This window comes from Candidatus Pantoea carbekii, assembly GCF_000971765.1.
GTDB classification, from domain to species: Bacteria; Pseudomonadota; Gammaproteobacteria; order Enterobacterales; family Enterobacteriaceae; genus Pantoea_A; species Pantoea_A carbekii.
The window spans coordinates 1,054,450-1,070,526 of record NZ_CP010907.1 but is presented as its reverse complement, the minus strand read 5'-3'; the positions used below and the strand labels follow the sequence as shown (position 1 = coordinate 1,070,526).

Sequence of the window (16,077 nt, the reverse complement as noted above, 5' to 3'; positions counted from 1 at the left end):
TTATGATAATAGTAAAAATTGCTAATAATTACTGAATAGATTATCAAATGAGCGTTAAAACATTGTTATAAACACGTAAGCTCATAGTTTCTACAATGTTAGATTATTTAATGTAATGAAAATTATATGTATAGAATTGAAAATTCATATGTGGAATATATATAGGATTTGTATAACCTCTGTAAAAATCTTGTAATATTAATAATTTTATATTCAAGTCAATATTTAAAATATCTCAGTATGTAACTGCATTGATCTAGTAAATTTTTTAGAGTTCATAATCTATGCATTATTATTTTTATAATGAATTTGGGTTCTGAAATGTTTTTTTACATTACATTAGCGAACATATTATTAAAATAACTCATGATTAATTAAATATATTTTATTAAATAGACTATTATTTTACAATAATGATTGTTTTTGATTTATTTTATGAAAAAATTTTCAACAAAATTATGATTTATTCGTAACATCATATGTTTTGATCAGATATATAGTTTATGGATGTAAAAATTAAATTACATTTAAAGCCGTAATTCAAAATCTAATTATATAGACAATAAAAATTACGTAATCCATCTTTCATTATCAATGAATTCAACATACAGCTAAAATATATACAAGAAAATTGTTCTGCGTACTACATAATATCAATAAAGAAAATATTTAATAAATTGAATAAATACAAAATTTTAAAAATAATTCAATTATATATTATATATATCCCGACTATATATTATAATCTTTTGTTTTTTGAAAAAATTTATATGCAAGTAACTTAAAACATAAAATCATGATGGAGTACTGAACTTGAAAGTGTTCTTAGTAGGTGGAGCAGTACGCGATGCCTTACTACATTTACCTGTAAAAGATAAAGATTGGGTAGTAATTGGTTCTACACCTGCAGCAATGCTAGCAAAGGGTTTTCAACAAGTAGGCAAGGATTTTCCTGTTTTTTTACATCCAGATAGCCATGAAGAATATGCACTAGCACGCACTGAACAAAAAAGTGGTAATGGTTATACTGGATTTACAATTTGTTCTACTCCCAATGTAACACTAGAGCAAGACCTACAGCGCCGTGACTTAACTATCAATGCCATTGCCCAAGATGAACATGGCAGGTTATTTGATCCCTATAATGGTCAATATGATTTATCAAACCGTAATCTACGACATGTTTCTAAAGCTTTTAGTGATGATCCGCTTCGTGTATTGCGAATAGCACGTTTTGCTGCATCTTTTGCCCATTTGAATTTTCGCATTGTACAAAGCACACAAGAACTTATGTCAACGATGAGCAAAAGTGGCGAGCTAGCATATCTTACCGTTGAACGCATTTGGAAAGAAACTGAAAAAGCACTTTTAACACGTAATCCACAAGTATATTTTCAAGTATTACATGATTGCGGGGCACTAGCAGTTTTATTTCCAGAGCTTAATAGTTTATTTAGTATACTAGATTCGCTCAGATACTATTGTGGAATTGATGCTATCATACATTCGTTGATGACTTTGAGTACAGTGGCAACATTATCTAATGAACTAGATGTACGATTTGCTACACTATTTTATGGCATCAAAATGTTAACATCATGGATAAGATTTCCTAGTCATTGTAACGATCAACTTTCAGAAATTGATCTGATGAAAAAATTTTGTCAACGCTTGCATGTACCGCATCAAATACGTGATTTAGCACTAATTTCTACAGAGTGCCATGATACAATAAAAAATATAGAGAGTTTATCCGCTAATTCTCTAATAGCTTTTTTTGATCGTATCGATGCTTGGCGAAAACCACAACGCGTAAGAAAAATAGCATTAATCAGTGAAGCTAATGCACGTACAAATTCTAATTGTAATATAGTATTTTCGCAAGCTAACTACTTACGTACAGTTTTTACATTAGCATGTACAATACCAATAAAAGAAATCATTTCTGCTGGCTTTAAAGGTGAAAAAATCAAAGAAGAACTAACACGACGACGTATTATGGTTGTTGATAATTTTTTAGCTTCCAAAAATATTGCTTAGTCCAAAGTATCTTTTATATTTTTTTTAAAATATTTAAAAACTAATGTTCCATTACTTGCAGAATTCAAATTCATGTTTAGATGATATTAAAATTTATTTAATAGCAAAAATATCTTAGTTAGTAGAGCAGCAAAAATTCACTAAATCGAAAATAAATTTTTTTTTAAAAAATTAGATAATTACTGTATTTACATTGCAAAATTTATCTCTATAATTACATTATTTATTTAAATTAACTTGTTTTATTGTAAAGATAGATTCAATCTTATCGTAGTTCCATTATATTTGATTTAATAATAATTAGGTTTAAAATATAGGTTTTGATTAAAGACTGCGCGTAATGCAAACACCTACATTTTCTGCCTGAGCAATAGCGCCTGGTTTAGCTACTCGCACCCGCACAATAGGACTTTTAAAACGCTTTATCAATAGATTAGCAATTTCTTCAGCTACACGCTCAATTAAATTAAAACGTTTGTTTTGAACATGGATGAGAATGGCTTCCTTAACATCATTATAATTTAAGCAATGATTAACATTATCACTAACTGCAGCTAAATGATTGTCCCATGTCATTTGAATATCAATCAATAATTTTTGTGTTATATTTTGTTCCCATGCATGAACTCCAATAGTAGTAAAAACGGTTAATTGTTCTATATATACCATGTCCATTATATCATCATCTTAATTGAGTTCAATTTTAAAAGATTTCAAAATTACAAAAAAACAAGCTCTAAAAATTGTGTTATTATACCAATAATATATTGAAATTAAATACTGAATTAATAATTGAATAGTTCAATATTAATACATGGGTATTTATTTATAAGAAAATGCTATTCCAAATATTAAAATATTTAAATTAAAGGATCTTAATTTTTAGTAATTATGTTTTCTTATATAAATAATTTTTATTAATTATACAATTGACAATGCTGTCAATGGCCAACGAGGCTTTACGTTAATGCTTAAAGCGCTAGACTTACTATTCACCATACCTCTTTTAAAATGCACCATACCAACATAAGCAATCATTGCACCATTATCTGTACAAAAATTAGGGCGAGCACAAAACATTTCTCCATTATAATCTTCAATTTTTTTACGCATACGTTTACGCAAAGCGAAATTAGCACTCACTCCGCCAGCAATAACTAAGCGTTTCAAACCAGTTTCCTTTAATGCACGCATAGACTTGATGATTAAGGTATCAATTACTGCATCTTCAAACGCTCGAGCAATATCTGCTCGCATTTGATCATTTAATTGATTTTGACTAATGGTAATTGCTGCAAAGGTTTTTAGACCAGAGAAACTAAAGTTTAAGCCAGGTCGATCAGTCATAGGACGTGGAAAATTAAAACGCCCTGCTCTTCCTTTTTTGGCTAGAAGTGACAAAATTGCTCCACCAGGATAATCTAATCCAAGTAATTTTGCAGTTTTATCAAAAGCTTCGCCTACAGCATCATCGATAGATTCACCTAATAAATTATATTTGCCAATATTAGTAACTTGAAAAAGTTGTGTGTGTCCACCAGAGATCAATAACGCTACAAATGGAAATTTAGGCGGATTTTCTTCTAACATAGGTGAGAAAAGATGTCCTTCAAGATGATGAATTGGAATGGAGGGGATATTCCAAGCAAATGCTAGTGCACAAGCTATACTAGCACCTACTATCAGTGCACCGATTAATCCAGGACCAGCAGTATAGGCTATCGCATCGATTTGCTTTGGAAAAATAGCAGATTCTCTAAGAGCCGCCTGAATAAGCGGTATTGTCCTATGTACGTGATTCCGTGCCGCTAATTCAGGCACAATTCCGCCGTATTTAGCATGGAGTTTTGCTTGACTATACAATTGATTTGCCACTAAACCATATTGATCATCATAAATCGCGATACCAGTATCATCACAGGATGTTTCAATTCCTAAAATTCGCATTATCGTACACCAATCTTTCTTTTCTGTATAATTTTATATGTAACTATCTAAATTTTCATAAAATTTTTAGTAATAAAAATTTTCTATTTATTTATTGGAAGTTTATTATAAGTTCAACATTATGTAATGTTAAATATTTGTAATATTATAACTCAAAGTATCTCTATTTAGTTTAAATTGGATATAACATTATTCTTACTTTACAAAACAATCTAAATAAGAATAAAATAAGATTATTTAATACGTTTCAATCAATCTATTAACATCAAAAACAACTTTCATCGAGGTGAAAAACGTAAATGCCGGTAATTAAAATACGTGAAAACGAACCATTTGACGTAGCACTACGTCGTTTTAAACGTTCCTGTGAAAAAGCAGGTATTTTAGCTGAAGTTCGTCGTCGTGAATTTTATGAAAAACCAACTACTGAACGCAAACGAGCTAAAGCATCCGCAGTGAAGCGCCACGCTAAAAGACTAGCCAGAGAAAACGCACGTCGTACTCGTCTGTATTAAATTTTGGTATATACACGATGTCAAGATTTATGGATAGGTAGACAGACAAGATTGATCAAGAAAGTACGTTTTCTAAATTTAAGAAAATAGTTTGTTATTGTATTTATTATTTTTAATAACTGATTGTTATGATTTTTAAAATACCTCGTCTATTTATCAATGATTTATTGGCTCGTACAAATATAGTAGATATTATTAACAGTCGTATAAAGCTAAAAAAACAGGGGAAATACTATCGTACTTGTTGTCCTTTCCATTACGAAAAAAACCCTTCGTTTACAGTAAGTCTTGAAAAACAATTTTATTATTGTTTTGGATGTGCCGCTAAAGGTAATGTAATTGATTTTTTAATGAATTACGATCACTTGAATTTTATTGAAAGTATTGAAGAAATAGCGAGAATACATGGTTTAAACATTCCTTATGAATACGGTATTAATAGTCATACGGCACATTCTTATAATCAAAATCTTTATAACTTGATGGAAAATTTAAGCAATTTTTATCAACAAAACTTGGGTCAAGCACAAATCGCACAACAATATCTTGCTCAAAGAGGTGTGAATAATAAGATAATTCAGCAATTTGCTATTGGTTATGCACCTATAGGCTGGGATAATCTACTAAAAAACTTTGGTCAAACACAAAAGAACCGTGAGTTACTTATTAAAGCCGGCATGGTAGTTAGTAATAATAAAAATTCTACTTGCTATGATCGTTTTCGTAATCGTATTATGTTTCCAATTCGCGACAAATATGGACGTGTAATTGGGTTCGGAGGACGTGAAATAAATAATGGTCAACCTAAATATTTGAATTCCCCTCAAACTGCTATCTTCCATAAAAGCCATCATCTTTATGGGTTTTATGAAGTAAAAAAAATACACTTAAAACCACAATTTTTATTAGTTGTTGAAGGTTATATAGATGTATTAACATTAGTGCAATTTGGTATGAATCATGTCGTGGCATCGCTTGGTGCATCCTCTACATCTTCACAAATTGAATTATTATTTCGTTTAACCGATAATATAATCTGTTGCTATGACGGTGACCATGCTGGTCGCAAGGCAGCTTGGAATACACTCTTAACTGCTCTACCTTATATGCACGATGGATGTCAATTACAATTCATGTTCTTACCGAATAATGAAGATCCAGACACTCTGATACGTAAAGAAGGCAAAAAAGCTTTTGAATCAAGAATACGAACCGCAATGTCGTTCTCAACGTTTCTACTCAAAAGTTTGCTTTTACAAGTCGATCTAAGCACATGTGCTGGTAAAACAAAATTATCGATGTTAGCATTACCTTTAATAAAACAGATTCCTGGCAAAATTTTACGAATTTACATAAAAGAAATGTTGGGTGCAAAATTAGGTATATTGGATGATTATCGATTAGATAAACTGATGCCACAGGTAGTAGGGGATAAAGTCACTTCAGTCGTACCATTACTTAAAAGAACAACAATGCGTGTATTAATTTCTTTATTAATACAAAATCCTCAACTTTCAGAGATTGTACCTAGTTTAGATGGATTGCAACAGTCAAAAGTAGCAGGTTTAACCTTATTTATGGAATTAGTAAATCATTACAGACAAAATGCTAATTTAACTACAGGACAATTGCTAGAATTATATCGCGGAACAAATTTTAGATATACTCTTGAAAAATTAGCTTTTTGGAACCACATGGTAGCAGAGAGAGAAGTAGAAGAAGTATTTAGAGACTCGCTAGAAAGAATTTATAATTCTATGCTTGAAGAGCATATTGAAGTTCTTATTGCTCGCGATCGTACAGAAGGTCTTAATGGTACTGAACGACGCGAGTTATGGGCTTTAAGCCAAGCTCTTGCGAAAAAATAAATTTATATCATGAAAATAAAAGCGTATAGACAAACAAAGTACTTTACGTTAAGTTTTTCTAAAATAGAAAATTTGATATAACATTATAGTAATCTAAATATAAATATTTTTTAATTCAGCAATTGTTTATAATTCTATAATGATAGAGATATTTGTTAAAATTTTAAGCATGAGCATAGAACATAGCGCCCAAATAATAATAGGAAAACAAGCTAGAAGTACTACAAATCAGTAATTTAAATTTTATATCCTGAAGGATAAGAAAGTAATATAAAGCCTTTTCTGATTATTGTTAGCTTGTTGTCGACCGACACTAATCTAATTAACAGAAGTGTGGATACCGTCTTATGGAGCAAAACTCGCAGTCACAGCTTAAACTACTTGTCACTCGCGGCAAGGAACAAGGCTATCTGACCTATGCTGAAGTCAATGACAACTTGCCACGAGATATCGTTGATTCCAATCAAATTAACGACATCATCCAAATGATTAATGATATGGGTATTCAGGTGGTAGAACAAGCGCCTGATGTCGATGATTTGATGCTACTAAATGAAAACAGTACTGATGCTGATGATGAAGATGCTACAGAAGAAGCAGTACAAGTATTATCCAGTGTTGAATCTGAAATAGGACGTACTACTGATCCTGTACGTATGTATATGCGTGAAATGGGTACTGTTGAATTATTAACCCGTGAAGGTGAAATTGATATTGCCAAACGTATTGAAGACGGTATCAACCAAGTTCAATGTTCTGTTGCTGAATACCCAGAAGCGATAACTTATTTACTTGATCAGTATGATCGCGTAGAAGCAGGTGAATTTAGATTATCCGACTTAATCACTGGTTTTGTTGATCCAAATATTGTGGAAGATTTCATACCAACTGGAACTCATATTGGTTCTGAGCTATCTACAGAAGATCGGTGTAATGATGAAGAGAACGATGATGAAAATTCTGAAGATGACAATTCAATCGATCCAGAATTAGCTCGCCAAAAATTTCTTGAATTGCGTAATAAATATGAAACTACGCGCACTGTAATTAAAACTAAAGGTCGTAACCATGCTGATGCAATAACCGAAATTCAAAATTTATCAGAGGTATTTAAACAATTTCGTTTGGTACCAAAACAATTTGATTACTTAGTTAAAAACATGCGTGGAATGATGGAACGGGTACGTACACAAGAACGTCTAATTATGAAATTATGTGTCGAATCTTGTAAAATGCCGAAAAAAAGTTTCATCGTTTTATTTAGCGGGAACGAAACAAATGGTAAATGGTTTAAAACTGCACTTACGATGAACAAACCGTACTCGCAAAAATTGCACGAAGTAGAAAAAGATGTGATGCGTTCATTGAAAAAATTACTTCAAATTGAAGCAGAAATTGGTCTAACTATTGATCAGGTAAAAGATATTAACCGTCGTATGTCTATTGGTGAAGCTAAAGCACGACGTGCAAAAAAAGAAATGGTTGAAGCAAATTTACGTTTAGTCATTTCTATTGCTAAAAAATATACTAACCGTGGTTTACAATTTCTTGATCTTATTCAAGAAGGTAATATAGGTTTAATGAAAGCAGTCGATAAATTTGAATATCGTCGGGGATATAAATTTTCAACGTACGCTACCTGGTGGATTCGCCAAGCTATTACGCGTTCTATTGCTGATCAAGCACGTACTATCCGTATTCCAGTACATATGATTGAAACTATTAATAAACTTAATCGCATTTCGCGTCAAATGTTACAAGAAATGGGTCGTGAACCTACTCCGGAAGAATTAGCTGAAAGGATGTTAATACCAGAAGATAAAATTCGAAAGGTATTAAAAATCGCTAAGGAACCGATCTCCATGGAAACACCAATCGGTGATGATGAAGATTCGCATTTAGGAGATTTCATTGAAGATAGTACTCTAGAGTTACCTTTAGATTCTGCTACTTCAGAAAGTCTGCGTTCTGTTACCCATTATGTGCTTGCTGGTCTAACAGCACGTGAAGCAAAAGTGCTACGTATGCGTTTTGGTATTGACATGAGTACAGATCATACATTAGAAGAAGTAGGAAAACAATTTGATGTAACGCGTGAACGTATTCGTCAAATTGAAGCAAAAGCACTGCGTAAATTACGTCACCCAAGTCGATCTGAAGTATTGCGTAGTTTTCTTGACGATTAATTTCTTAAAGAGCCCCCTCTTACTCTTGGTATCTAATATTTAAGAGGGGATTTTTATTAAAGTAACTTGTACTAAAATGAAGCTATTTTTCTTCTTTTGTAAATTGATTATAATATGATAAAAATCATTTTTCTTCATGTTAATTGAAAGATAAAGGATATAACCTCTATCTTTAAAAGAGAAAATTAAGAAAAATTTAAAAATTATTAGTATTTAATAGCTAAATGATATTTTGAAAAGTAATTTTATTCATCTGCACTTATGTAATTAGGCATATAAATTTTTCTCTATATTCATACAATTTAACAAATTATTTAATGTAATTAAACGTCAATATTTTTAGTTATTTCAAATAAAAAATTAAATTAAATCACAAAAAATTATTAATGCTACTTGACGAATTTGTATGTTTATGTAATATAAATAACCTTCTTTTTACATGAGAATATGTTGAATTGAAGAATAAGTAGATTTTCTAAAGGTAGAAATATCAATTATTCTATATTAAGATTACATTATTTTAAAAGATTGAAAAAGTAAAAATATATAAAATTGAAAACAAAAATTTGATTAATGTTACTGTTTATGAAAACATTCGCATTGACCAAAGATTTTTATTAAAACTGATATATTTTTTTGCTGGCCCCTTAGCTCAGTGGTCAGAGCAGGCGACTCATAATCGCTTGGTCGCTGGTTCAAACCCAGCAGGGGCCACAGTTAAATATCTATTAATCTGTCAATTTGAATGGCAGAATGTTTCTTATCTTTATTTTTTTTTGTCACATCACAATATATTAATTTTTGAAAACATTTAAATATACAATTTGACCATGTATATGTATATATAACGTATTAATTATTATAATGTAATATTTATGCTCATGCTAACGATATTTTAGCATCGGTATAGCTTTATTGGTATTGATTAATAAGTACATTGCCTCCATTATTTATTGCATCATCCTAAATATTATCATCTAAAATCACATGAGAGTAATTGCGAAAGCTATTGTTATAGTAAACGAATCTCTAAAAATCCCATAATATTTTTATATGCATTATAATTTAATCGATAATAATTTAATTATAATTTACTTGGGGTGTATTTGGATAAATCGGTATGACAAAAAAACGTGTAGGAATCTTATGTGGCGGACAATCCGTCGAACATGAGGTTTCATTACAATCTGCTAAAAATATTGTCGAAGCTATTGATAAACAAAAATATGAAGTAGTTTTAATAGCAATTGATAAACAAGGGGGTTGGCATTTAAATAATACATCCGATTTTTTAATTAATACAAACTTCCCGTCACTAAGTTCACTGAATAAATCAAATACATCAAATATCGTATTAGTATTTAGTGCTAGTAAAAGACTCAGTCTATATCAGACATTTATTAAATGTAGCAAAAAAAAGCTATTGTTATTAGATATCATTTTTCCAATTCTTCACGGTCCATTAGGGGAAGATGGCTGTATACAAGGTTTATTACGTTTAATGAACATCCCATTTGTCGGTTCTGATATCTTAGGTTCAGCAATTAATATGGATAAGGATTGTACTAAACGTTTACTACGCGATGCTGGTATAAAAGTTACTCCTTGGGTTTGTATTACCAAGACTGAGCGTCCATATATTAATGTAGAAGAATTAGTTGATCGTTTTGGATTACCATTATTTATCAAACCTGTCAATCAAGGATCTTCAATCGGTGTTAGTAAAGTTGATACTATAGAAATGTTTAATACATCTTTAGAGTTAGCTTTTTCTTTTGATTCTAAAATCATTATTGAAAAAAATATTCAAGGACGTGAAATTGAATGTGCAATCCTAGGTAATGCCTTTCCCCAAGCAAGTCCGTGTGGTGAAATTATAGCTAAAGATGCTTTCTATTCTTATAAAACTAAATATATTAATCCAGATGATGTGCAGTTAGTCATACCTGCTGTAATCAATGATGCAGTGAGTCAGAAAATTCGTTCAGTGGCAATTAAAGCGTTTCGAATATTAGAATGTACAGGTATGGCGCGTGTAGATATATTTCTCACAGAGACAGGAGACATTATAGTAAATGAAGTAAATACATTACCAGGTTTTACTGATGTTAGTATGTATCCGAAATTATGGCAAGTAGCAGGTATTAGCTATAGAGATCTGATTACTCGATTACTTGAGCTCGCAGAAGAATATCATCAACATAAGTACAATATAAGAACTAGCATATAAAATATAAATTTTACTATATGAAAGAAATATGAAAAATATTTTTCATATTTCTTATTTATTTTATCTATTTTAAAAATGTAATTAATTATTTAAAAAATTCTAATTTATTATACATTATGTAAAAAATATAATTTTAGTTATTAATATATAACAATTAAATTAAAGTTTAATATCTTAAAATATCATAAATAAGTATATATTTAATTTCATTTTTTCTATTTATTAAATAATAAATTAAAAGATTGCATTTTTGATTTAATGATTGAATTACTATTTTCTATACATTATTGCTTCAGTGTATATTTTATACGTTTTTCCTTTTACTGTTTATTGAAACGAATCATAAACACTTATCTTAATTTATATAAATAAGATAAACGTAATATCGAGATAGTATATTATTTTCAGAATAATTAAATAAGATGAATAAAAATTAGTAATATGTTTCTCTAATTAACCAAAGCATTATAGTATGGCTGAAATTATTGAAATTATATAAAGTCTGGTTTCCTTTTAAAGGTTTAGAATTTTAAAAAAATTATTTCGACTATCTGAACACAATCTGAATATTGAATAATTCATAGCTATCTTCTCGTGTTTTTTGAATTTTTTTTTCATTTGTCTATGCTTAAATAAGAGAAATACTAAGAGAAGATAGAAGAAAATATACTATGTTTGTAGTAGCTGACTACTAGTCAGTATTCTTCTCTTGCTTACGATATATTTATATATATGAATTAATATGATCCTCAGCAACTTAAAGATCTATTAATTAAATTCAGACTATAAGGAGAATCACATGGCTAGAGAAACATCATTGAAAAACTCCCTAGATAAAGCAAAATGTGAATTAAATAAATTATGTCATAAAGCGCGTAATACTCTTGACAGCTCATATGATCGCATTAGTGAATCTGGCGAACGCATTACCAAAGCTACTCTTACAGCAGTAAAAAAAGCAAATAGCTATGTGCGTCACAATCCTTGGAACGGTATTGGTATTAGTACAGTACTTGGTATTATCATTGGTATTCTAATTTCACGGCGTTAATCATGAATGATGATAGGTTAAGGCAAGGACCAGCCAAAACAATGTTTAATATTGGTCAACGTATAGTAACTATGCTAGTCAAAATGGCAGAAACACGTATACAACTGGCTATAAGCGAAATAGAAGAGGAAAAAATACACCTAATAAAGTTGCTAATCATGATTAGTTTTACTTTACTTTTTTTTACTGTTGGGCTAATAAGTTTGATGGGATTAATAATTATGACAGTAAACGAACACTACCGTTTTCTTACAATAGTTATCACCACTGCTGTATTGTTTACGTTAGCAATAGCTTTAGGTATATGGACGCTTCATCAATCACGTCGTTTAACGTTGCTTCGTCATACACGTAGAGAACTAACCATAGATCGTCAGTTGCTAAAGGAGTATCGTTCATGAATGTTAATCAATATGAATATAAGGTACCTATTTGCAAATTTTTAAATATCATTGAACAACAAAGAGTTGATCTTAAAAAATCATGTTGTGACTGGCATATTAAAACTGAAAAATACGATCGTTATTGGATTAGTCTTGTTAGTATGCGTCCCTATTTAACTGTTATTGGCAGTGCATTAGCGATTTGGACTGTGCGTAGTCCAAGCCGTATAATACGATGGATCAAAAGAGTATTTAGTCTATGGAGTACCTGGCGTGTAATTAGATCAGCTATTTAAATCTATTGTTATTGTGCTACGCATGCCACCGAACCAAGCTTTTAGGTTCGGTTTATTATTTATAATAATATTTTTACTTATTCTTAATTTTATAAGAGATTAACTAATATAACGCATATCATCAATCTTATGATTATATCTATTTATATGCTCTTTAAAAAAAACTACTATTATAATTAATATATTATTTAGCATAAGACAATACATTATGCGCATAGATTAAAAGTAGTAAAATGTTAGCTATTTGTGTATAAGGAACACAGGTGAAACTGACCGATAAGCCGGGTTCTGTCGTGGACAGTCATTCATCTAGGCCAATAATCGCTTATTAGCTCAAGCAACCTACCCAGGTCAAGTACGGGCCATACATTCAAACCTTGTTTGGTCTTGCTCCAGGTGGAGTTTACCATGCCATGATCTGTTACCAGTCATGCGGTGCGCTTTTACCGCACCTTTTCACCCTTACCTGATCTAAATTAAATAAAAAAGATCTCTGGCGGTTTATTTTCTGTTGCACTAGTCGTAAGCTCTCGCTTCCCAGGTGTTACCTGGCACCCATGCCCTATGGAGCCCGGACTTTCCTCTCCTTCCTTATACATATATTACTCAATAACTTTATGAAAAAGCAGCGACTGTCTAGTCAGTTTCATTGTAGATAATAGCTTATATTAAATTATTTGTCACAATTTTTTTGCTTTATAACATATTTGTACAGTAAATTTTTTTTTACGCTATGAATGTTTGCTGTAATTGCTATAGCGTCTTTTGAAGACAGGAATTTTTTTAATAATTTTAGAGTTCGTAAAGTTTCTACCGATAATTCTTCTTGATCAATTTTATAACCTTCGACAACTAATACTATTTCACCTTTACAGCGATTTTTATCTTCTAAAACCCATGATAGCAATTTTCCTACAGGTGCACCATATATTGATTCCCATGTTTTTGTCAATTCACGTGCTAATACTATATATCTTTTACTTCCCCAGTAAGTTACCATATCCTGTAAACTATCAATCAAACGATAAGTTGATTCATAAAAGATTAGCGTGCGTGGTTCATTACTAAGAATAGATAACACATTACAACGTGCCTTTTTTTTTGCTGGTAAAAAACCTTCATAACAAAAACGATCAGATGCTAATCCTGCTGCACTTAATGCTGTAATTGCTGCGCAAGCACCGGGTAACGGCACGACCGGTACGTCTGTTTGATGACAAAAACGTACTAAATTATAACCTGGATCGTTGATTAATGGTGTTCCGGCATCAGATACTAAAGCAATGCTTTCTCCTTTATGTAATTTTGCTAATAATATTTCTGCTTTCTTTTTTTCATTATAGTTGTGAAGTGAAAATAGTCGTGTTTTAATGGAAAAATGCTTCAATAAACGGCCTGTATGACGTGTATCTTCTGCTGCAATTAAATTAACGTTCGAAAGTATAGTCAAAGCTCGTTGAGTAATATCGCCTAGATTACCAATAGGAGTAGGAACAATATAAAGTATTTTACTATAATTCTCTTCTTGCTTTAACTGTATCATAATTTTATTTTCATGAAAGATTAAATGCTAAAGATTTTCTCAAATTTATTTTTCGAATGAGAAAGTTTCTCTCTTATATAAAATGAAATTTATCAAGTAATATAATTTTTGTAAAAATAATAAATATATATCAGACAATTATTTTAATTTAAATATTATGATAATATTAAATTATTTAATTATTTTACATATAAATTATTTTTATTTAATGGTTTGATTTTTTTAAAAATTTTAATATATAAAAATACGATCGATTTATTTTAGTAAAAATAAAATAAATAACTTATCATTGAAATAAACTTGTTTATCAAGTTATATCAATTAATTCAATATAAATTTGATAAATTTATGTTTATGATATATATAGTTAGTTTCGTATTTAAATTACTTGCATTATTATATTTCAATAATATTAAAATTTTAAAAAATAACATTATTGAAATAATTTATTGAATAAGATTCATATCTGGCTTATGCTAGAAAGATAGTTAAAGATCAAAATTATTACATTGATAACATATTTTTCTAATACCATAACATGGTCAATTTTTAATAAAATCATAAAAAATTTATTTATATAGTTTTAATTTTTTTTGAATTTAATATATTTATTTCATAAATAAAGTATATTAAATTATTACTGTTAAGTATGTTGGAATATTCATTTTAAATAAATTAGAATCTTTTAATATTGCTATTTTAAATCGATATTTAAATTTTTTTAAAATTCGCATTCTTTTATTTTATATATTGCTACAATATTAATGACTGTTATGTATTTGATAGAATATTTTATAATAGTTAGCAAACTAAATTACTATTAATAATAGTATTAATAATAATTTGAAGAAGTATACTAACAATAGTTTTATACCTTTTATATCATAGATTTATGCACTATATACTAATTTTAAAATTGTTTAGATATAATGAATTTTGCGTTTTATTATTGATTATAGTAAATAATATTATAATTTAAAAATTAAGTTATTGAATACCATTTTGGTAAATAAATTTATTCTTTATATTTTATTCATAAAATTTTTAAGTTTATCTTACTGAAAAATAAGATCTATGGTTATAAAAAATTATATTTTAATAATTCTATAATTTTAATAGATCAAATCAACTATCTTTTGCATAAAAAATTTAAAATGCTATACGGAAAAAAATTTTAAATTTTTTCTTAAATATTACAAAATTCTATTTTTTTGCTGATATGATGATCTTTGTAAAAAATTTTAACTGTAGTAGTCGGACAGTGCATACATAGCTAATATATAGGATTTTCAGCTAATCTGATTAACTACTGTTTTAAAACCCTAAGTGAATTACTTTCCCTACATCAACAATAGATACCGATAATGTAAGTTACTAGCATTTATTTTAAATCATATGCTTACCGCATGAAATTTATGCTTAGTAAATTCGCGCATTGAAACAGACTTACAATGTATTATTAGCTATTTCAATTCATGGTGACACACTTCATTTTATTAAAAATATTTAATTTTTTTTGACTCAAAATATGATATATTTTAGTATTCACTTAGGCTACGATCGAGAAAATTAACGAGTCTATTAAGTGATCGCGATATAAAAATCTATATTTCATAATATGATAGAATAAACATATGTTTGCTCTGAACTGTTTATGTAATTTAATTAATGATAGTTTATTTTCGTATCAAAGATAATGTTCAATAAAAAATTGTATTGATACTAATGATTATTACTGACAGAATTGTGTAGTTATATTAACTAGAGAAAAAGGCTTATTTTTGCTAAAATTATTCACGGTCTACGGACTATAGGTCTGCAGATAGATAATGTTACATTAAAGCTACCTATAACTAAAATATTAATAAAAAATCAAATTAAAAACTAAGTAAATTATTCAGTTACTGTTTATCAAAGTAATGTACTATTAACTAGTCCCTTTCCTACATTAGATTTTATTAAACACATTCAAAAAATTGCAATAACAATTAATAAATTAAAAATTATGTAACGAAATT

The 16,077-nt window shown here is 29.2% G+C and carries 11 protein-coding genes, 1 tRNA gene and 1 other RNA gene; 9 read left to right on the top strand and 4 right to left on the bottom strand.

Annotated features, from left to right (window positions below):
- Positions 1-813: 813 nt before the first annotated feature.
- Positions 814-2,040, top strand: a complete 1,227-nt coding sequence (locus BMSBPS_RS03890; RefSeq protein ID WP_022564294.1) for a multifunctional CCA addition/repair protein — start codon at positions 814-816, stop codon at positions 2,038-2,040.
- 324 nt (positions 2,041-2,364) lie between these two features.
- Here the strand turns inward: BMSBPS_RS03890 and folB are convergent, their stop codons facing one another.
- Entirely contained in the window at positions 2,365-2,715 is a 351-nt protein-coding gene (gene folB / locus BMSBPS_RS03885; protein WP_022564293.1) for a dihydroneopterin aldolase, read from the bottom strand.
- 246 nt (positions 2,716-2,961) lie between these two features.
- Positions 2,962-3,987, bottom strand: a complete 1,026-nt coding sequence (gene tsaD / locus BMSBPS_RS03880) for a tRNA (adenosine(37)-N6)-threonylcarbamoyltransferase complex transferase subunit TsaD (RefSeq protein WP_022564292.1) — start codon at positions 3,985-3,987, stop codon at positions 2,962-2,964.
- A 299-nt stretch (positions 3,988-4,286) separates the two neighbouring features.
- Between tsaD and rpsU the strand changes: the two genes are divergently transcribed.
- The 8 genes from rpsU to BMSBPS_RS03840 all read left to right on the top strand — a co-directional run bounded on the left by rpsU (position 4,287) and on the right by BMSBPS_RS03840 (position 12,516).
- Positions 4,287-4,502, top strand: coding sequence for a 30S ribosomal protein S21 (gene rpsU, locus BMSBPS_RS03875; protein WP_022564291.1), 216 nt, complete (start codon positions 4,287-4,289; stop codon positions 4,500-4,502).
- A 128-nt stretch (positions 4,503-4,630) separates the two neighbouring features.
- Positions 4,631-6,370 (top strand): DNA primase, encoded by a 1,740-nt coding sequence (dnaG, locus tag BMSBPS_RS03870; protein WP_046201191.1) that lies wholly within the window; start codon positions 4,631-4,633, stop codon positions 6,368-6,370.
- 347 nt (positions 6,371-6,717) lie between these two features.
- The gene (gene rpoD / locus BMSBPS_RS03865; RefSeq protein WP_022564289.1) at positions 6,718-8,556 is read left to right on the top strand and encodes an RNA polymerase sigma factor RpoD; all 1,839 of its coding nucleotides are present in this window, start codon (positions 6,718-6,720) and stop codon (positions 8,554-8,556) included.
- Between the two features lie 641 nt (positions 8,557-9,197).
- Positions 9,198-9,270 (top strand) — tRNA-Ile (locus BMSBPS_RS03860).
- A gap of 406 nt (positions 9,271-9,676) precedes the next feature.
- Entirely contained in the window at positions 9,677-10,786 is a 1,110-nt protein-coding gene (gene ddlA / locus BMSBPS_RS03855) for a D-alanine--D-alanine ligase (protein ID WP_022564288.1), read from the top strand.
- Positions 10,787-11,585: 799 nt separating this feature from the next.
- Positions 11,586-11,837 (top strand): DUF883 family protein, encoded by a 252-nt coding sequence (locus tag BMSBPS_RS03850; protein ID WP_022564287.1) that lies wholly within the window; start codon positions 11,586-11,588, stop codon positions 11,835-11,837.
- Between the two features lie 2 nt (positions 11,838-11,839).
- Positions 11,840-12,238, top strand: coding sequence for a phage holin family protein (locus BMSBPS_RS03845; RefSeq protein ID WP_200895189.1), 399 nt, complete (start codon positions 11,840-11,842; stop codon positions 12,236-12,238).
- Positions 12,235-12,516 carry a YqjK-like family protein gene (locus BMSBPS_RS03840; protein ID WP_022564285.1) on the top strand — a complete coding sequence of 94 codons (282 nt, stop codon included), beginning with the start codon at positions 12,235-12,237 and terminating at the stop codon, positions 12,514-12,516. Before BMSBPS_RS03845 ends, BMSBPS_RS03840 begins: the two co-directional genes overlap by 4 nt.
- Positions 12,517-12,777: 261 nt before the next feature.
- On the opposite strand, the gene rnpB is transcribed toward BMSBPS_RS03840, so the two are convergent.
- Together rnpB and rsmI are read right to left on the bottom strand one after the other, a co-directional pair.
- Positions 12,778-13,164, bottom strand: an RNA gene (gene rnpB / locus BMSBPS_RS04470) — RNase P RNA component class A.
- A gap of 25 nt (positions 13,165-13,189) precedes the next feature.
- Positions 13,190-14,059, bottom strand: coding sequence for a 16S rRNA (cytidine(1402)-2'-O)-methyltransferase (gene rsmI / locus BMSBPS_RS03830; protein ID WP_022564284.1), 870 nt, complete (start codon positions 14,057-14,059; stop codon positions 13,190-13,192).
- Positions 14,060-16,077: the final 2,018 nt, after the last annotated feature.